This window comes from Streptomyces sp. NBC_01463 (assembly GCA_036227345.1).
In the GTDB taxonomy this organism is placed as follows: domain Bacteria; phylum Actinomycetota; class Actinomycetes; order Streptomycetales; family Streptomycetaceae; genus Streptomyces.
Map to the genome: position 1 here is coordinate 4468690 of CP109468.1, position 19076 is coordinate 4487765.

Annotated in this window: 14 protein-coding genes; 5 read left to right on the forward strand and 9 right to left on the reverse strand. The window is 70.5% G+C overall.

Annotated elements, in window-relative coordinates:
- Positions 1–20 precede the first annotated feature (20 nt).
- Genes OG521_19725 through OG521_19735 form a run of 3 tightly spaced genes read right to left on the reverse strand, consistent with a single transcriptional unit; the run spans position 21 to position 2861 of the window.
- Positions 21–932, reverse strand: coding sequence for an ABC transporter ATP-binding protein (locus OG521_19725; GenBank protein WUW22896.1), 912 nt, complete (start codon positions 930–932; stop codon positions 21–23).
- Positions 929–1837: an ABC transporter permease subunit gene (locus OG521_19730; protein WUW22897.1), complete on the reverse strand. Its 909-nt coding sequence runs from the start codon at positions 1835–1837 to the stop codon at positions 929–931. Before OG521_19730 ends, OG521_19725 begins: the two co-directional genes overlap by 4 nt.
- Positions 1827–2861 carry an ABC transporter ATP-binding protein gene (locus OG521_19735; protein WUW22898.1) on the reverse strand — a complete coding sequence of 345 codons (1035 nt, stop codon included), beginning with the start codon at positions 2859–2861 and terminating at the stop codon, positions 1827–1829. The genes OG521_19730 and OG521_19735 overlap by 11 nt, the downstream gene beginning before the upstream one ends.
- 256 nt (positions 2862–3117) lie before the next feature.
- Between OG521_19735 and OG521_19740 the strand changes: the two genes are divergently transcribed.
- The 4 genes from OG521_19740 to OG521_19755 all read left to right on the forward strand — a co-directional run bounded on the left by OG521_19740 (position 3118) and on the right by OG521_19755 (position 7421).
- Positions 3118–3969, forward strand: a complete 852-nt coding sequence (locus OG521_19740) for an aminopeptidase P family protein (protein ID WUW22899.1) — start codon at positions 3118–3120, stop codon at positions 3967–3969.
- A gap of 5 nt (positions 3970–3974) precedes the next feature.
- Positions 3975–5747 carry an SDR family oxidoreductase gene (locus OG521_19745; protein WUW26734.1) on the forward strand — a complete coding sequence of 591 codons (1773 nt, stop codon included), beginning with the start codon at positions 3975–3977 and terminating at the stop codon, positions 5745–5747.
- Entirely contained in the window at positions 5744–6694 is a 951-nt protein-coding gene (locus tag OG521_19750; protein ID WUW22900.1) for a MerR family transcriptional regulator, read from the forward strand. Before OG521_19745 ends, OG521_19750 begins: the two co-directional genes overlap by 4 nt.
- Before the next feature lie 184 nt (positions 6695–6878).
- A complete protein-coding gene (locus tag OG521_19755) occupies positions 6879–7421 on the forward strand; it encodes an RNA 2'-phosphotransferase (GenBank protein WUW22901.1) in 543 nt (180 codons plus the stop codon).
- Positions 7422–7450: 29 nt separating this feature from the next.
- On the opposite strand, the gene OG521_19760 is transcribed toward OG521_19755, so the two are convergent.
- Positions 7451–8407, reverse strand: a complete 957-nt coding sequence (locus OG521_19760) for an LLM class flavin-dependent oxidoreductase (protein WUW22902.1) — start codon at positions 8405–8407, stop codon at positions 7451–7453.
- Positions 8408–8648: 241 nt separating this feature from the next.
- On the opposite strand from OG521_19760, the gene OG521_19765 reads away from it, so the two are divergent.
- On the forward strand, positions 8649–9515 hold the full coding sequence (locus tag OG521_19765) for an HAD hydrolase family protein (GenBank protein ID WUW22903.1): 867 nt from the start codon (positions 8649–8651) through the stop codon (positions 9513–9515).
- Positions 9516–9610: 95 nt separating this feature from the next.
- On the opposite strand, the gene OG521_19770 is transcribed toward OG521_19765, so the two are convergent.
- The 5 genes from OG521_19770 to hisC all read right to left on the reverse strand — a co-directional run bounded on the left by OG521_19770 (position 9611) and on the right by hisC (position 18973).
- Positions 9611–11335, reverse strand: a complete 1725-nt coding sequence (locus tag OG521_19770; GenBank protein WUW22904.1) for a GAF domain-containing protein — start codon at positions 11333–11335, stop codon at positions 9611–9613.
- Between the two features lie 139 nt (positions 11336–11474).
- Positions 11475–15071, reverse strand: a complete 3597-nt coding sequence (gene cydD, locus OG521_19775) for a thiol reductant ABC exporter subunit CydD (GenBank protein WUW22905.1) — start codon at positions 15069–15071, stop codon at positions 11475–11477.
- 46 nt (positions 15072–15117) lie between these two features.
- Positions 15118–16119 carry a cytochrome d ubiquinol oxidase subunit II gene (gene cydB / locus OG521_19780; protein WUW22906.1) on the reverse strand — a complete coding sequence of 334 codons (1002 nt, stop codon included), beginning with the start codon at positions 16117–16119 and terminating at the stop codon, positions 15118–15120.
- A gap of 19 nt (positions 16120–16138) precedes the next feature.
- Entirely contained in the window at positions 16139–17647 is a 1509-nt protein-coding gene (locus OG521_19785; GenBank protein ID WUW22907.1) for a cytochrome ubiquinol oxidase subunit I, read from the reverse strand.
- Between the two features lie 246 nt (positions 17648–17893).
- Positions 17894–18973 (reverse strand): histidinol-phosphate transaminase, encoded by a 1080-nt coding sequence (gene hisC / locus OG521_19790; GenBank protein WUW22908.1) that lies wholly within the window; start codon positions 18971–18973, stop codon positions 17894–17896.
- Positions 18974–19076: the final 103 nt, after the last annotated feature.

Sequence of the window (19076 nt, forward strand, 5' to 3'; positions counted from 1 at the left end):
AGCTCCTTTCAGGCCACTACTCAGGCCGCTACGAGATAGGAAAAGACCGATTCGAGGGACTCGTCGGACGGCGAAACGGTCAGAAGACGAATGCCCTGATCACGTGCGACCTTCGGCAGCAGCGTGGTGAAGCGTCCGAAGTCGACGGCCTGGATGCGCAGGGCGTTCTCGCCGAGGTCGACCTCGATCCCGGCCGTCGACGGGTCGGCGATGAGCGCGGCGGCGAGGGCGCGGTCGTCGCTGGACCGTACGAGATAGCGGTGCGGGCGGTCCGTCATCAGCCGGCGGATCTTGCGGAAGTCACCGGAGGCGGCGTGCCGGCCGGCCACGATCACCTCGATGTGCGAGGCCAGTTGCTCGACCTCTTCGAGGATGTGGGAGGAGAAGAGAACCGTGCGGCCCTCCGCCCCCATCCGTCGCAGCAGTTCCATCAGCTGCATCCGCTGACGCGGGTCCATTCCGTTGAACGGCTCGTCGAGCAGAAGCACGGACGGGTTGTGGACCAGCGCGGACGCCATCTTCACGCGCTGGCGCATGCCCTTGCTGTACGTGGAGATCTTGCGGTCCTGCGCGTACTCCATCTGGACCGTGACCAGCGCGGCGGCCGCCTCGGCGTCGCCCAGACCGTGCAGTTCGGCGTTGGCCACCACGAATTCGCGGCCGGTCAGGAAGTCGTACATGCCCTCCCGCTCCGGCACGATGCCGATCTGCCGGTACACGGCCTCGTTGCGCCAGATCGCCTTGCCGTCGAGCGTGACCGTGCCCGTCGACGGGGCGAGGAATCCGGCCATCATGTTGATCAGCGTCGACTTGCCGGCGCCGTTGGGGCCGAGCAGACCGGTGACGCCCGGTCCCACGTTCATGCTCACGTCGTTGACGGCGACCACGTTGCCGAACCAGCGGGACGTGTGGTCGATCTCGATGGTGGTCACAGCCCGACCCTCCGGTAGCGGCGCATCAGGACGGCGTACGAGCCGGCGACGAGCGCGAGAACAACGATCAGATAGACCACACCGGCACCGGCCCCCGGGCCTTCCCCTCCGGGGAAGGCGGAGGTCGCCCCGAGGAACGCGGTCTGCACACCGTCGACGAGCGTGATCGGGGAGAAGAGGCCCAGCCACGGCACGGCGCCGGTGGACCCGGTGGACCAGGCGATGCCCTGGATGGTGCTGACCGCTCCGTACGTGATGGTCAGCACGGCGATCACCGCCGCGACGCCGAAGCCGCGGCGCGGGGTGAGCGCGGCCATCACCAGGCCGAGACCGGCGAAGAGCACGGACAGCAGGGCCACCGACACCATCCCCTGGGCGAACCACTTGGTCTGGTCCGCGAAGTCGAACTTCCCCAGCAGCGCGCCCACGTACAGGATGACCAGCGGCGCGCCGGTGATCACCAGGAGTGCGGAGACCATGGCCGCGAACTTGGCCAGTACGTAGTCCGCCCGCTCGATCGGCCGCGAGAAGTACAGCGGCACGCTCTTGAACCGCAGGTCCCTGGAGACCGACTGCGGTGCCTGTGCGGCGAGGAACAGCCCGATGACGGCCTGGAGGTAGATCGCGAACGAGGTGTACTTGATCGGCAGCTTCGTCGAGTTGGGGGTGGCGATGGCGACCGCCACGAGGATCGCCGCGACGAGGCACATCACGCCGAACAGCAGCATCGGCAGCACCTTGGACTTGGCGGAGCGGCCGAGTCCGAACGAACCGCGCAGGGACTGCGAGTAGAGCGAGCGCCGTGCGTAGGCGCGGCCGAGGCGCGGCCCGTCGTAGGCGCGGTAGCCGATGTTGTGGATCCGGGAGGTCTCGCTCCCGGTCGCGGCGCCGGTCTCAGTGCTCATCGCGACCGCTCCCCTTCTGCTGTACGGCACCGGCGGCCACGGACGCGGTCCGTGCCTCGGTGTGCGCTTCCGGTGCCTCTTCGGTGCGGAAGACCTCGGCGATGTGGTGGCGGCGCTGTTCCATCCGGACGAGGCCGAGGCCGAGGCCGGCGACGCTGTCGCGGACGAGGTCGTACGTCTCCTCGCCGGTCGCCTCGATCAGCAGGATGTGGCCCGCCCCGGGCAGCCCCTCGGTGTCCAGTCCGTCGAGACCCACCAGCTTGATCCCCGCACCGGTGAGGACCTTGCGCACGGCGTCGGTCCCGTCCGGGTGGGTGTCGCTGTCGGTGACCTCGACCGCGAGGGTCGTGGTGGTCTGGGTGAAGTCGCTGGTGGAGCTGGAGCGCAGCAGCGATCCGCCGTCGATGACGACGACGTGGTCGCAGGTGCGTTCCAGTTCGCCCAGCAGGTGCGAGGTGACGAGGACCGAGATCCCGAAGTCCGTGTGGATCCGCCGGATCAGGCCGAGCATCTCGTCGCGTCCGACCGGGTCCAGCCCGTTGGTCGGCTCGTCGAGGAGGACCAGCTGCGGGTCGTGGACCAGCGCCTGGGCGAGCTTCACCCGCTGCTTCATGCCGGTCGAGTAGCCGCCGATGGGCCGGTAGCGCTCCTCGTACAGGCCGACGTGGCGCAGGGTGTCCGCGGTGCGTTCGCGGGCCGCGGTCGGCGGCAGTCCGGACATCCGTGCCATGTGGACGACGAACTCGGTGGCCGAGACGTCGGGCGGCAGGCAGTCGTGTTCCGGCATGTAGCCGACCCGTTCCCGGATGGCGGCGCCGCTCGTCGCGACGTCGAGCCCGAGCACCGCGGCCCGGCCCTCGGTCGCGGGGGACAGACCCAGCAGGATCTTGATCAACGTGGACTTGCCGGCTCCGTTGGATCCCACCAGCCCGGTCACACCCGGGCCGATGTCCAAGGAGAGCCGGTCAAGCGCGGTCACCCGGGGGAACCGCTTGCTCAGGCTTTCGGTCGCAATGACAGTCACGTCATCGACGGTAGTGGTGCGGGCCACACCGGTCGTCAGACCTGGCGGCTGGATTCCCGTCCGACTCCAGGCGTACGGACCCGTAAGGGGGACCCCATGGAGGAGGACGGTGGGACGGCCGCGCAGGTCCGGACCGGCCGGCCGTGGAGTTGTCCACAGGTCCGGCACACCTCTTGACGCAGCCGCCGGACATTGTCACATTCATCAGTGTCACGTTACGGGCACGTACCGCACACGGCAGGGAACGGACGGTGGCATGACCGCGCGAGCCAAGGACGAACGGGCCCCTGAGCTTCAGGGGTTCAGAGAAGTGCAGCGTCTCGCGTACGAGTGCGCGGAGGCGGTCGCCGCCCGTCTGAGGCCGGGGGTGACGGAGCGCGAGGCGGCCAGGATGCAGCGCACCTGGCTGCGCGAGCGCGGGGTGCGGGACTGGTTCCACCTCCCGTTCGCCTGGTTCGGGGACCGTACGGCGTTCGCCGGGTTCAGGGTGCCGCTCCAGTTCTTCCCGACCGACCGGCGGCTGGAGCCGGGGATGCCCTTCATCCTCGACATGGCCCCTGTGTACAAGGGATTCACCGCCGACATCGGATACTCCGGCTGCCTCGGGCTGAATCCGCTGCACGACCGACTGCTCGCGGACCTGGAGGCCCACCGCGGCCTGATCCTGCGCGAGGTGCGTGAGCGGCGCCCGCTGCGCGAGATCTACGAGGACGTGGACCGCCTGATGACCAGGCAGGGGTACGCCAACCGGCACCGCGCCTACCCCTTCGGCGTCATCGCCCACAAGGTCGACCGGGTGGCCGAACGCCGTTGGTCGCCGCATGTGTTCGGGTTCGGCACCCAGTCGCTGAAGGGGCTGCTGAGTGACGCGGTGCACGGGCACCGGGACGGCTGGTCGCCGCTCTGGAGTCCGTACCGCTTCTCCGACCATCCTCCGCAGCCGGGCCTGTGGGCGGTCGAACCGCACCTCGGATTCCGGGGTACGGGCGCGAAGTTCGAGGAGATCCTGGTCGTCACCGACTCCCGGGACCCCGAGCAGAGCGCCTTCTGGCTGGACGACGATCTGCCGCATGTGCGGCGCTGGGCCGAGGAGAAGGTGGCGGCGTGAGTCTGCTGAATCTGCCGGGGGCGCGCGAGCGCCGGGTGGCCACGGGCGGTATCGACCTGTGCGTCGTCGAGCTGGGTGACGCGACGCGGCCCACGATCGTGCTGGTGCACGGCTATCCGGACAGCAAGGAGGTCTGGACGCAGGTCGCCCGGCAGCTCGCCGAGCAGTGGCACGTGGTGCTGTACGACGTACGCGGCCACGGCCGGTCGACGGCCCCCGTCCCGCTGCGCGGCGGCTTCACCCTGGAGAAGCTGACCGACGACTTCCTGGCCGTCGCCGACGCGGTGAGCCCGGACCGCCCGGTGCACCTGGTCGGGCACGACTGGGGCTCGGTGCAGTCCTGGGAGTTCGCCACGGTCAGCCGCACCGAGGGCCGGATCGCCTCGTTCACCTCGATGTCCGGTCCGTCCCTGGACCACTTCGGGCACTGGATCAAGCAGCGGATGTCCCGGCCCACCCCGCGCCGGGTCGGCCAGTTGCTGGGACAGGGCGCCAAGTCCTGGTACGTGTACATGCTGCACACGCCGGTGCTGCCGGAGCTCGCCTGGCGCGGGCCGCTCGGCAAGCGGTGGCCGCGCATCCTGGAGCGGCTGGAGAAGGTACCGCGGGGCGACTACCCGACGCCGTCCCTGCCGGACGACGCGGCGCACGGGGCCTGGCTCTACCGCGACAACGTCCGCTCCAGACTGCGCCGTCCGCGCGCCGACGCGTTCGCCCACGTCCCCGTCCAGCTGATCACGCCGACCGGCGACATATTCCTCTCGGAACAGCTCTACGACGGACTCGACTCCTGGGTACCGCAGTTGACCAGGCGCTCGCTGCCCGCCAAGCACTGGGTGCCGCGCACCCGGCCGGACCAGCTGGCGTCCTGGATCGACGAGTTCGCCGCGGCCAACGAGTCCGCCCTGGAGGGCGGTCTCCCGGTGCAGGACACCGTCCCGCGCGGGGCGTACGCGGACCGGTTCGGCGGGCAGCTCGTCCTGGTGACGGGGGCGGCCGGCGGGATCGGACGGGCCACCGCGTTCGCGTTCGCCGAGGCCGGGGCCCGGGTGGTGGCGGTGGACCGGGACGCGGAGGGGGCGAGCCGGACGGCGGAGCTGGCCCGGCTGATCGGAGCCCCGGCCGCCTGGGCCGAGACGGTCGACGTCAGCGACGAGCAGGCCATGGAGAAGCTGGCCGAGAAGGTCGCCGCGGAGTACGGCATCGTCGACGTGCTGGTCAACAACGCCGGTATCGGGCTCTCCGGTTCGTTCCTGGAGACCACCGCCGAGGAGTGGCGAAGCGTCCTCGACGTGAATCTGTGGGGCGTCATCCACGGCTGCCGGCTCTTCGGCAAGCAGATGGCCGACCGCGGACAGGGCGGCCACATCGTCAACACGGCTTCCGCTGCGGCGTATCAGCCGTCGCGCGCACTGCCCGCGTACAGCACGTCGAAGGCCGCGGTGCTGATGCTCAGCGAGTGCCTGCGCGCCGAGCTGGCGGAGAAGTCGATCGGGGTCAGTGCGATCTGCCCCGGCATCGTCAACACGAACATCACGTCGACGACGCGGTTCGCCGGGACGGACGCGGCGGAGGAACAGCGGCTGCGGAAGCGGACGAGCACGCTGTACGGGAAGCGCAACTACCCGCCGGAGAAGGTCGCCGAGGCGATCCTCAGGGCGGTGGTGCGCAACCAGGCCGTCGTCCCGGTCACCCCGGAGTCCCATGCGGTGCGGTTCCTGTCCCGGCTCAGTCCGGGCGTGCTGCGCGGGATCGCCCGGCTGAAGCCGCCGCTGTGAGCGGGCCCGGAGCGGCGGCGGCCGGGCGGTCGGCCGCCGAGTACCGGATCGAGGACCTCGCGCACGCCAGTGGCGCCACGGTCCGCACCATCCGCGCCTACCAGGACCGCGGGCTGCTGCCGACCCCGGAGCGGCGGGGCCGGGCCAACGTGTACCGGGACACCCATCTCGCCCGGCTCCGGCAGATCGCTGACCTGCTCGACCGCGGCTACACCCTGGCCAGCATCAAGGAGTTGCTGGACGCCTGGGACACCGGCAGGGGGCTCGGCGGGGTGCTCGGACTCGTCGCCGAGGTGCACGGTCCGTGGACGGACGAACGGGCCGACCGCATCACCCGGGCGGAACTGGAAGCGAAGTTCGGCGGGCACACCGACAACGAGGCGGTCGCCGAGGCGGTGGACCTGGGCATCCTGGAACCGATCCCGGGGCGCGACGACGAGTTCCTGGTGCCGAGCCCGCAAGAGCTGGCGGTCGCGGTCGAGTTGTTCGCTGCCGGTGTGCCGCTGAGCGCAATCTCGGGTCATCTGAGGGAACTTCGCGGCCAGGTCGAACAGATAGCCTCCCGCTTCCTGGAGTTCACGACCGAGCACGTTTTCGCCCGCTACCTCGGCCACCGTCCGCCGACCGACACGGACGCGGCCGAGGCGGCTTCGATGGTCCGCCGGCTGCGGCCGCTGGCGCAGCAGACCGTGGACGCCGAACTCGCCAGAGCGATGCGGACGTTCGCCACCCGGCACCTGGATCACCATCTCGCCGCGGACGGGCCGTTCACCTCGCACACCGCCGGCCCGCCACCGGCCTCGGTGACGCTGCCGGCCGGGACAATAGGCGCGGTGGAACGACTTGTTGGGCGCGAGAACACCGCGGCGTTCATCGCGGCTGCTGCCGAACGAGAGGTACAGACAAGGACATTGGACACCCTTACGGCATCTCGCTTCAATACATGACAAGTTGACCAAATAGTGCCATTCACAAGCCACTTGTCCACAGATTCGCCAAATAGCCTGTGGATAACCCGAGTTGGTTGTGGATCAAACCTGTGGACGAAAACTGTCGGAGTGAAAATTGCTCAAGTGAACCGGCGGCGAAATCTGGATGCGAAGGGGACGGCGGCACGGGCACGCTGTCGGTATGGATGAAAGACGCACCGTCAAGGTGTCCAAGTACCTCTCGAAACACCTGCGGCATCAGCCCGAACGGATCGGGCTCACCCTCGACGCCAACGGCTGGGTGCCGATCGACGAGCTGCTGGGGGCCCTCGCCCGCCACCACTTCCCTGTCACCCGCGCCGAGCTCGACCATGTCGTCTCCTCCAACGACAAGCAGCGCTTCGCCGTCGAGGGCGACCGCATCCGGGCCAGCCAGGGGCACACCGTCGACGTGGACCTGGACCTGCCGCCGGCCGAGCCGCCCGCGTACCTCTACCACGGCACCGTCGGCCGGGCCCTGGACGCGATCCGCGACGAGGGGCTGCGCCCGATGAATCGCACCCATGTCCACCTCTCGCCCGACCGCGAGACGGCGACCCGCGTCGGGGCCCGACGCGGCCGCCCCGTCGTCCTGTCGGTGGACGCGGGGGCGATGCACCGGGCGGGCCACACCTTCTACGTGAGCGCCAACGGGGTCTGGCTCACCGCCGCCGTACCCCCGGAGTTCCTGCGCCTGCCCGGCTGAGCCGGGACCATCGGCGGCACACTCCGCGGCTAGCCGGCGAGCTGGGCCAGGCCCTGCGTCGCGATCTCCTCGAACAGCTTCTCGTCCGGCACCGCCGCCGGGAAGTCCGGGCTGCCGTCGGGCACCGGTGCGTGGACCACGATCTCGGTGAACCCGAGCTCCGCATACCGGCCCGCGAAGTCCACGAACGCGTCCACGGAGTCGAACGGCCCGCCCCCGGCGAGATCCGGGTTGAACTCCGGCGTGAACCCGGTGAGCAGGATCTTGTCGAGCTCGTCCACGTCCCTGCCGCTCTCCGCGCAGGCCTTCCCCAGCTTGTCGACCTGACCGCGTACGGCGTCGAGCGACTCCGCCGCGCTGCCCGCCTCGTACTGCTTCGGATCGCCCGTGGTCACCCACGCCTGCCCGTACTGCGCGGCGACCCTGAGGCCGCGCGGCCCCGTGGCGGCGACGGCGAACGGGAGTCGCGGCCGCTGTACGCAGCCGGGCACGTTCCGCGCCTCGGTGGCCGAGTAGAACGAGCCCTCGTGTGTCAGCCCGGCCGGCTCGCGGAGCAGACCGTCCAGCAGCGGAACGAACTCACCGAAGCGGTCGGCCCGTTCGCGCGGCGTCCAGGGCTGCTCGTCGCCCCGCAGGAGCGTCGTCGCGTCGAAACCGTTGCCACCGGCCCCGATGCCCAGCGTGATGCGGCCGGCCGAGATGTCGTCGAGCGAGATCAGTTCCTTGGCCAGCGTGACCGGGTGCCGGAAGTTCGGCGAGGTCACGAGCGTGCCCAGCCGCAGACGTGATGTGGCGCAGGCGGCCGCCGTCAGGGTGGGCAGGGCGCCGAACCACGGCCGCTCGCGAAAGGCGCGCCACGCCAGATGGTCGTAGGTGTACGCGGTGTGCAGACCGAGCTCCTCGGCGCGCTGCCAGGCGGAGCGCCCGCCCTCGTTCCAGCGGTGGACGGGCAGGATGACGGTGCTGAGGCGCGGAGTGGAGCTCATGGCTCGAGTTTACGGCGGCCCCGGTACGCCACATCTTTTGCGCTCGGCCGCCCGGACGAGCACTTGGAGCCGGGTGCGGACGGCGGGACCGAGGACGGCCCGAGGACGGCCCGAGGACGGGCCGGCGAGCATCCAACTCCGCAGACATATGCCAGAGGAATGTTCTGCTGCTCACGGGCGTACGCACTCAGATGTGCGCCCCTGCGCACGCCCGTGCACCCTCGTACGCGAGAATGGACCGGTGACCTCAGCTACCGAACAGCCCGCTCCTGCCACTCCCCGGCTGATCGCCACCGATCTGGACGGCACTCTCCTGCGCGACGACAAGACCGTCTCGGACCGCACCGTCGCGGCGCTCGCCGCCGCCGAGGAGGCCGGGATCGAGGTCTTCTTCGTCACCGGCCGTCCCGCCCGCTGGATGGATGTCGTCAGTGCCCACGTGCACGGCCACGGCCTGGCGATCTGCGCCAACGGCGCCGCCGTCGCCGACCTGCACGACGGCGGCAGGCTGCTGAAGGTGAGGGCCCTGGAGCGGGCGGCGGCCCTCGACGTCGTGCACACGCTGCGCGCGGCCGCCCCCGGCACGTCCTTCGCCGTCGAGCTGGCCACCGGCATCCACTACGAGCCGGACTACCCGCCGTTCCACCTCGACCCCGGTGCCACGGTGGCGGTGGCCGAGAAGCTGCTCCACGAGGAGACGCCGGGCGCCGGCGCTCCCGTACTGAAGGTCCTGGCCCACCACCGCGAGCTGGCCCCTGACGACTTCCTCGCCCTGGCCCGCCGGGTCGCCGGCGACCGGGCCTCCTTCACCCGGTCCAGCCCCACGGCACTGCTGGAGGTCAGCGGGCCCGGCGTCTCCAAGGCCAGCACCCTGGAGCTGTGCTGCGCCGAGCGCGGGATCTCCCCCGCCGAGGTCGTGGCCTTCGGGGACATGCCGAACGACGTCGAGATGCTGAGCTGGGCGGGCACCTCGTACGCGATGGGCAACGCCCACCCGGCCGCTCTGGCGGCGGCCTCCGGCCGGACGGCCACCAACAACGAGGACGGCGTCGCGGTCGTCATCGAGCGGATCATCGCCGACCGCACCCGGCTCCGGACGGAACGCTGAAGGACTGACGGACTGAGGGACTGGCGGACTGGCGGGCACACGGGCAGACGCCCGCCGACGCGTAGACGGCCGGGCCTGCCGCCTTCCCGAACCGGTCAGAGCGGCGCCTGCCACACCACCGTCGTACCACCGCCGTCGTCCCCGATGCCGGGTCCGAACCAGCTGGCCCCACCGAGCGATTCCGCCCGGCGGGCCAGGTTCCGCAGCCCGCTGCGACGGCCCCCGGGCGGAATGCCCACCCCGTCGTCGGCGACCGAGAGCCGCACCGCGTCCCGGCCGTCGGGCAACGTGGCCGTCGCGTCGACCACCACGTCGATCCGTGCCGCTTCGGCGTGCCGGAAGGCGTTGGACAGCGCCTCTCGGAGCGCCGCGATCAGGTTCTTGCCGGTCAGCTCGCCCACCAGCGTGTCGACCGGACCGAGGAAGCGGTGGGACGGCTTGAAGCCGAGCGGGACGGCCGCCATGTTGATCTCCCGCAGCACCCGGGTGCGCAGTCCGGACGGGGCCTCGGCGGGCTCCTGCTGCAGGGCGAAGATCGCGGTGCGGATCTCCTGGATGGTGACGTCCAGCTCGTCGACCGCCCTGCCCACCCCCGTCTGCACCTCCGGCACGTCCGAACGGCGCTGGGCGCTCTCCAGCATCATCCCGGTGGCGAACAGCCGCTGGATGACCAGATCGTGCAGGTCACGGGCGATCCGGTCGCGGTCCTCGTACACCGCCAGCCGCTCCCGGTCGCGCTGCGCCTCGGCCATCATCAGCGCCAGGGCCGCCTGCGAGGCGAACTGGGTGGCGAGGGTCCGTTCCGTCTCCGTGAACGGCCGGCCGCCCTTGGCCCGCGGTGTGGCGAGCGCACCGAGCACACGGCCACCGCTGTGCAGCGGCAGCATCATGCTCGGCCCGAACCGGTCGGCCAGCCTGGTGACCATGCGGGAGTCGGTCGCCGAGTCGTCTATGAAGACCGCCTCCCCGCTCAGCAGCCTCGCCACCACCGGGCTGTGCGCCGGGATGATCACCCCGAGCGAGGCGGACGGGTCGTCCGCGGAGACGGCGACGATCTCCAGTCCCCCGTCCTCGGCCGGCAGCAGCACGATGCCGGCGGCGGATCCGGCGAGATGACGGGCCTGTTCGGCGACGACCGACAGCGCGTCGTCGGCGTCCCCGCCGGACAGCAGGGCGGTGGTCACGGCCACCGAACCGTCGATCCACCGCTCGCGCTGCCTGGCCGCCTCGTACAGCCGCGCGTTGCCGATGGCGATGCCGGCCTCGGTGGCCAGCACGCGGACCATGTGCAGGTCGTAGTCGTTGAACTCGGCGCCGCCGTCCTTCTCGGCGAGATAGAGATTGCCGAAGATCTCGCCCTGGACCCGGATCGGAACGCCGAGGAACGTACGCATCGGGGGATGGCCCGGCGGAAAGCCCGCGAACCTCGGATCGCCCGTCAGATTCGCGAGCCGCAGGGGGCTGGGGTCATGGATCAGGGCGCCGAGCAGCCCGTGGTGCCCGTCGGGGCGGCGGCCGATCTCACGCGCCACCGCTTCCGGGACCCCGTACGTGACGAAGTCGGAGAGCCCTCCGCCCTCCTCGTCCACGACGCCGATGGCCGCGTAACGGGCGTGGGCCAGCTCGGCGGCCGTCTCACAGATCCGGTCGAGCGTGGAGTGGAGTTCGAGTCCCGTGCCCACCGATCGCATGGCTTCGAGCAGCCGCGGTACGCGGGCGGTGAGCTCGGTGGACAGGCCCTGCAGGCTGCGCGTCGCCTCCGTCGCGGCGTCGAGTGAGTCATTCGGTTGCTGCGGCTGGTTCGGGTCCTGCTCTGACATACCCAGAGCGTAGTTAGTGCCTTTTGTCGGGGAAAGTCGAGACAGGGACCGGGCCGGGCCGAACCGGAAGGGGACGAGGAGGCCGAAGGCGGGAGCCGGATCGGCCGGTCAGGCCTGCGCGTCCGGCCCGACCGGCCTGTCAGACCTTCGCGGCCGCCTGCCCGACCGGCGCGCCCACGGTCTCCCGCTCGCGCTCCAGCATCCGGCTCAGCGGCCCCTCCACCGCGGCGAGCGCGGCGTACGGACCGCGCTGCACGGCGGCGCCCGCCTCCAGCACCACCACCTCGTCGACGGCGTCCAGCCCTTCGAGCCGGTGCGTGATCAGTACCGTCGTACGTCCCCGGGTGGCCGCGAGCAGATCCGCGGTCAGGGCGTCCGCCGTCGGCAGATCGAGGTGCTCGGCCGGCTCGTCCAGGACCAGCACGGGGAAGTCCGCGAGCAGCGCGCGGGCCAGCGCGAGCCGCTGGCGCTGACCGCCGGAGAGACGGGCGCCGTGTTCGCCGACGAGCGTGTCCAGGCCGTCCGGCAGCGCCTCCGCCCAGTCGAGCAGCCGGGCCCGGCGGAGCGCCTCGCGCAGTTCGGCGTCCGTCGCGCCGGTACGGGCCAGCCGCAGGTTCTCCCGGATCGAGCTGTCGAAGATGTGGGCGTCCTGGGCACATAGGCCGACGAACCGCCGGACCGTGTCCCCGTCCAGCGCGGACGCGTCCACTCCGCCGATCCGGTACGTTCCCGTCCGCGCGTCCAGGAAGCGGAGCAGGACCTGGGCCAGTGTGGTCTTTCCGGAGCCGGACGGGCCCACCACCGCGATGCGCCGGCCCGCCTCCAGCGTGAGGTCGACCGAGTCCAGCGCGTCCGGTCCGTCCTCCGCGTAGCGGGCCGACAGCCCCCGTACCTCCAGCGGGAAGGGTGACGCGGGCGCCTCGGCCGGCTCGGCGGGCTCCCGCACCGGCACCGGGGCGTCCAGCACCTCGAACACCCGCTCAGCGCTGCGCTTGACCCGCTGCCTGTACTGCACGGCGAGCGGCAGGCCGGTGACGGCCTCGAAGGCGGCCAGCGGTGTGAGCACGACGACGGCGAGTTCCACCCCGGCCAGCCGCCCGTCGGCCACGGCCGGGAGGGCGACGAGCGCGGCGGCGACCACGGTGAGCCCCGCGATCAGGGCGCTGAGACCGCTGCCGAGCGCGGTGGCGGTCGCCGCCCGGGAGGCGATCCGGGTCAGCACACCGTCGGCCTCCCTGGTCCGGTTCAGCCGTCCCGGCAGGGCGCCCGCGACGGTCAGTTCGGCGGTCCCGCCGAGCAGGTCGGTGATCCGGGTGGCCAGCGCTGCCCGTGCGGGTGCCAGCCTGCGCTCGGCGTGCCGTGCGCAGGCCCCGCTGACGAGCGGCACCCCGACGCCGGCCAGCAGCAGTCCGGCGGCCAGTACGAGGCCCGCCTCCGGCAGCAGCCAGCCGGTGAAGCCGGCGGCACCGGCCCCCACGACGACCGCGGTCCCGGCCGGCAGAAGCCAGCGCAGCCAGTAGTCCTGGAGGGCGTCCACATCGGCGACGAGTCGCGAGAGGAGGTCCCCCCGCCTGGTCCGGCGCAGCCCCGCGGGCGCGATCCGCTCCAGGCTCCGGTACACGGCGACGCGGAGTTCGGCGAGCATCCGGAGCACCGCGTCGTGCGAGACGAGGCGCTCGGCGTAGCGGAAGACCGCCCGTCCGATACCGAAGGCGCGGGTCGCCGTCACCGCCACCATCAGATAGAGCACCGGGGGCTGTTCCGAGGCGCGGGAGATCAGCCAGCCGGAGACGGCCATGAGACCGACGGCCGAGCCCAGCGCGAGGCTTCCCAGCAGCAGGGCGAGCAGCAGCCTGCCGCGCTGCGCTCCGGCGGCCTCCCGCACCCGCGCAAGCACGTGCCGCCGGGCCCCTGCCACGGTCTCCCGCAGCACCTCCTCGGGTTCACGCAGCCTCGTCCCGGCACCGGCGCCTCCCTCGGCGCCGGTCGCAGGACGAGGCACCACGACAGACCCCTCAGCCGTCACCGTCACCGTCGCCCCCGGGCCCGCGACGGCCTCCAGGTGCCGTCCCCCATCGGCATCCATGGCGTCCACGGCATCTCCGGCCGGTTCCAGCGTCACCACGCGGTCGGCCACCGACAGAAGCGCGGGCCGGTGCACGACCAGCAGCACGGTCCGGCCCACGGCCAGCCTCCGTACCGCCTCGACGATGCCCGCCTCCGTCTCGCCGTCCAGGCTCGCGGTCGGCTCGTCCAGGAGCAGGACCGGCCGGTCGGCGAGGAACGCCCGGGCGAGGGCGAGCCGCTGGCGCTGTCCGGCGGAGAGCCCGGCGCCGTCCTCGCCGAGGAGCGTGCGGGCGCCGTCCGGCAGCTCCGCCACGAAGTCGTACGCCCCGGCGTCGCGCAGCGCGGCCGTCACCGCGCTGTCGTCCGCCTCCGGCCGGGCCAGCCGGACGTTCTCCGCGATCGTGCCCGCGAAGAGGTGCGGACGCTGCGGCACCCAGGCGATCCGCTCGCGCCAGAGTCCGGGGGAGAGGGCGGCGAGTTCGGCCCCGCCCACCCGCACCCGTCCCTCGTCGGGTGCCACGAACCCCAGCACCACGTTCAGCAGCGTGGACTTGCCCACCCCGCTCGGGCCGACCAGCGCGACCGTCTCCCCCTCCTCCACGACCAGGGAGGCCGCGGCGAGCGAGGGCTCGGTGCGCCCCGGGTGCCGGACGGTCACGCCCTCCAGCTCCAGTCGCAGGGAGCCGGGGACCTCCTGCGTACCGCCCGTACGCGGTTCGGTCTCCAGGACGGCGAAGATCTCCTCCGCAGCCGAGAGTCCCTCGGCGGCGGCGTGGTACTGCGCCCCCACCTGCCGGATCGGGAGGTAGGCCTCGGGCGCCAGGATCAGCACCACCAGGCCGGTGTAGAGATCGAGTTCTCCGTGGACGAGCCGCATGCCGATGGTGACGGCGACCAGGGCCACCGAGAGCGTCGCCAGCAGCTCCAGAGCGAAGGACGACAGGAAGGCGATCCGCAGGGTGCGCAGGGTCGCCTGCCGGTACTGCGAGGTGATGGTGCGGATGGACTCGGCCTGGGCCTTGGCCCGGCCGAAGACCTTCAGTGTCGGCAGTCCCGCGACGACGTCGAGGAAGTGCCCGGAGAGCCGGGAGAGCAGCCGCCACTGCCGGTCCATCCGCGACTGGGTGGCCCAGCCGATCAGAATCATGAAGAGCGGAATGAGCGGCAGCGTGACCACGATGATCGCCGCCGAGATCCAGTCCTCGGTGACGACCCTGGCCAGCACCGCCACCGGCACCACCACCGCGAGTCCGAGCTGCGGCAGATAGCGCGCGAAGTAGTCGTCGAGCGCGTCGATCCCCCGTGTGGCGAGCGCCACCAGAGACCCCGTGCGCTGCCCGCTCAGCCAGTCCGGGCCGAGCTCGGCCGCCCGGGCGAGCAGGCGGCCGCGCAGCTCGGACTTGACGGCCGCACCGGCCCGGTAGGCAGCTAGCTCGGTGAGCCAGGAGACCAGGGCCCGGCCGAGTGCGACCGCGGCGAGCAGCAGGAGCGGGGTGCGCAGTCCCGCGCCCGTGAGTCCGTCCTCGAAGCCGCCCACCACCACTTCGGCGACGAGCATGGCCTGGGCGATGACCAGCGCCGCCCCGGCCAGGCCCAGTACCACCAAGGCCACCAGGAACAGGCGGGTGGCACGGGCGTGGCGGAGCAGACGCGGATCGATCGGTTTCACGTGAAACACCCCACGGGGCTCGGCTCGGTCAAGGCACTCACTGCGTTCAGTGCGCGTCGGCGATGTGCTGCGTACCGATGCGCTTCCGGAACACCCAGTACGTCCAGCCCTGGTAGAGCAGCACGACGGGAGTGGCGATCCCCGCACACCAGGTCATGATCTTCAGCGTGTACGGGCTGGACGAGGCGTTGGTGACCGTGAGGCTCCAGTCGTCGTTCAGCGAGGACGGCATGACGTTCGGGAAGAGCGTCAGGAACAACATGGCGACCGCGGCCGCGATGGTCACCCCGGAGAAGGCGAAGGACCAGCCCTCGCGCCCCGCCGCGATGGTGCCGATCGCGGCGACCAGGGCCACCACGGCGATGATCATCGCGATCAGGCTCCAGCCGTCCCCGTTGTCGATCTGGGTCCAGATCAGGAACCCCAGCGCGAGGACCGCGGTGACCGCGCCCAGCTTCAGCGCCAGCCTGCGCGCCCGGGCCCGGATGTCCCCGACCGTCTTGAGGCCGGCGAACACCGCACCGTGGAAGGTGAAGAGGGTGAGCGTGACCAGTCCGCCGAGGATCGCGTACGGGTTGAGCAGGTCCCAGAAGTTGCCCACGTACTCCATGTCCGCGTCGATCTTCACACCGCGGACGATGTTGCCGAAGGCCACGCCCCAGAGCAGGGCCGGGATCAGCGAGGTCCAGAAGATCGCGTTCTCCCAGTTGGTCTGCCACTTCGCCTCGGGCCGCTTCGCCCGGTACTCGAAGGCGACACCCCTCACGATCAGGCAGAGCAGGATGATCAGCAGCGGCAGGTAGAACCCGGAGAACAGCGTGGCGTACCACTCGGGGAACGCGGCGAACGTCGCTCCGCCGGCGCTGAGCAGCCAGACCTCGTTTCCGTCCCAGACGGGCCCGATCGTGTTGATCAGGACCCGCCGTTCCTTGCGGTCCCGCGCCAGCAGCTTGGTGAGGACACCGATCCCGAAGTCGAATCCCTCCAGGAAGAAGTAGCCGGTCCAGAGAACGGCGATGAGCACGAACCAGACGTCGTGGAGTTCCATCTCTCGGCTCCCTGTGTTCTCAGTAGGAGAAGGCCATGGGCCGGTCGGCGTCGTCGTGGTCGCCGCCGATCCTGGTGGGCGGGTTGAGGTCGGCGTCGGTCAGCTCCGGCGGTCCGGCCTTGATGTACTTCACGAGCAGCTTGACCTCGATCACGGCGAGCGCCGCGTACAGCAGCGTGAACAGGATCATCGAGGTGAGCACCTCGCCCTGCGAGACGCCGGGGGAGACCGCGTTACGGGTCTGCAGGACCCCGTAGACGACCCACGGCTGTCGGCCCATCTCGGTGAAGATCCAGCCCCAGGAGTTGGCGATCAGCGGGAAGAGCAGGGTCCACAGCGCGACGATCCAGTAGCACTTGGTCAGCTTCGGGCTGAGCGCCTTGTTCTTGAACAGGACCAGGTGGGGCACCTCGTCCTCACCGGTGCGCATCCCCGGCGGCAGCATGAACTTCTTCCGGGTCAGCCACAGCCCGAGGATGCCGAGACCGAACGACGCCATGCCGAAGCCGATCATCCACCGGAAGCTCCAGAAAGCGACGGGGATGTTGGGCCGGTAGTCGCCGGGACCGAAGCGCTCCTGCTCGGCCTTGTTGATGTCGTTGATGCCGGGGACGTACGAGTTGAAGTCGTCGTCGGCGAGGAAGGACAGTATCCCGGGGATCGAGATCTCGACGGAGTTGTGGCCCTTGCTCACATCGCCGTAGGCGAAGATCGAGAAGGGTGCGGAGTTCTGTCCGTCCCACAGGGCCTCGGCCGCGGCCATCTTCATCGGCTGCTGCTTGAACATCACCTTGCCGAGCTGGTCACCGCTGACGGCGGTGAGCAGACCGGCGATCACCACGGTGATCAGCCCCAGCCGCAGCGAGGTCCGCATCACCGGGATGTGCTTCTTGCGTGCCAGGTGGAACGCGGCGATGCCCACCATGAACGCGCCGCCGACCAGGAAGGCCGCCGTGATGGTGTGGAAGAACTGGGTGAGCGCGGTGTTCTGCGTGAGCACGTGCCAGAAGTCGGTGAGCTCGGCGCGTCCGCGTTCCTTGTTGATGCGGTAGCCGACCGGGTGCTGCATCCAGGAGTTGGCCGCCAGGATGAAGTACGCGGAGAGGATGGTGCCGATCGAGACCATCCAGATGCAGGCGAGGTGGATCTTCTTCGGCAGCTTGTCCCAGCCGAAGATCCACAGCCCGATGAACGTCGACTCGAAGAAGAACGCGATCAGCGCCTCGAACGCGAGCGGGGCACCGAAGATGTCACCGACGAACCGCGAGTAGTCGGACCAGTTCATCCCGAACTGGAACTCCTGGACGATGCCGGTGACGACGCCCATGGCGATGTTGATCAGGAAGAGCTTTCCCCAGAACTTGGTGGCCCTGAGGTACTTCTCCTTGTTGGTCCGCACCCAGGCGGTCTGCAGGCCGGCGGTGAGCGCGGCGAGAGAGATCGTCAGGGGAACGAAGAGGAAGTGGTAGACGGTGGTCGTTCCGAACTGCCATCGCGCCAGGGTCTCCGGCGCCAGAGCTAGCTCCACGTCGTCTTCTCCTTACGTCGCCGTAGTTTCACCGGCAGTTTGTCCTTTAAATCCGACGGATCACGGGATGAAGCAGGACACGCTTGTGAACGCGTTCACATTCACAAGCAATTATGGCGCACACATTTTCGGGATCTACGGCGGGGTACCCCTCCCGCACCGGGCAGGCCCCTCCCCGGCCGGGCACGCGAACGGGCCCCGCACCTCGCGAACGAGATACGGGGCCCGGCAGACGGATTTCCGGGGCTACAGCTCCCGGCGGTACGACTCCGCCACCTTCAGGAACAGGTCGTTCGCCTCGTCCTCACCGATCGTGACCCGGACCCCCTCGCCCGCGAACGGCCTCACCACCACGCCGGCCTTCTCGCAGACCGAGGCGAAGTCGACGGTCCGGTCCCCCAGCCGCAGCCAGACGAAGTTCGCCTGGGACTCCGGCACCGTCCAGCCCTGCCGCACCAGCGTCTCGTGCACCCGCTGCCGCTCACACACCAAGGAGCCCACCCGGCCCAGGAGTTCGTCCTCGGCACGCAGGGAGGCCACCGCCGCGTCCTGGGCGAGCTGGCTGACCCCGAAGGGCACCGCCGTCTTGCGCAGCGCGGCCGCCACCGGCTCGTGCGCCACGGCGAAGCCGACCCGCAGCCCCGCCAGGCCGTAGGCCTTGGAGAACGTCCGCAGCACCGCGACATTGGGCCGGTCCCGGTAGATCTCAAGGCCGTCGGGGACCTCGACGTCCCGGATGAACTCCTTGTACGCCTCGTCGAGCACCACGAGCACATCGCCCGGCACCCGGTCGAGGAATCGTTCCAGCTCGGCCCGGCGCACCACGGTGCCGGTGGGGTTGTTGGGATTGCAGACGAAGATCATCCGGGTCCGGTCGGTGATCGCGTCCGCCATCGCGTCCAGGTCGTGCACCTCACCGTCGGTGAGCGGCACCTTCACCGAGGTCGCGCCACTGACCTGCGTGATGATCGGGTACGCCTCGAAGGAGCGCCAGGCGTAGATGACCTCGTCGCCCGGGCCCGATGTGGCCTGCAGCAGCTGCTGGGCCACGCCCACCGAACCGGTGCCGGTGGCCAGGTGCGACAGCGGCACGCCGAAACGGTCCGCCAGTTCGTTCATCAGACCGGTGCACGCCATGTCCGGGTACCGGTTGAAGTGCGCGGCCGCGGCCAGCGCGGACTCCATCACCCCCGGCAGCGGCGGATACGGATTCTCGTTGGAGGACAGCTTGAACGCGAGCGGTCCGTCCGCCGCAGCCGGCTTGCCCGGCACATAGGCGGGAACGCCATCCAGTTCGGCGCGCAGCTTCGGGCTCGTCTCGCTCACCGCAGGTCCTCCTCGACCGTCCGTACACATCAATACTGCTCACCTTATGAGGATTGGGCGCCGGTGCGAATGGGTGGACCGTGGATTCGTCCGGTGGACCCCG

Excerpts from the sequence above, each read along its gene's own strand:
- OG521_19730 (WUW22897.1), bottom strand. The coding sequence starts at position 1,837 with ATGAGCACTGAGACCGGCGCCGCGACCGGGAGCGAGACCTCCCGGATC.
- OG521_19740 (WUW22899.1), top strand. The coding sequence starts at position 3,118 with ATGACCGCGCGAGCCAAGGACGAACGGGCCCCTGAGCTTCAGGGGTTC.
- OG521_19755 (WUW22901.1), top strand. The coding sequence starts at position 6,879 with ATGGATGAAAGACGCACCGTCAAGGTGTCCAAGTACCTCTCGAAACAC.
- OG521_19760 (WUW22902.1), bottom strand. The coding sequence starts at position 8,407 with ATGAGCTCCACTCCGCGCCTCAGCACCGTCATCCTGCCCGTCCACCGC.
- OG521_19770 (WUW22904.1), bottom strand. The coding sequence starts at position 11,335 with ATGTCAGAGCAGGACCCGAACCAGCCGCAGCAACCGAATGACTCACTC.
- cydB (WUW22906.1), bottom strand. The coding sequence starts at position 16,119 with ATGGAACTCCACGACGTCTGGTTCGTGCTCATCGCCGTTCTCTGGACC.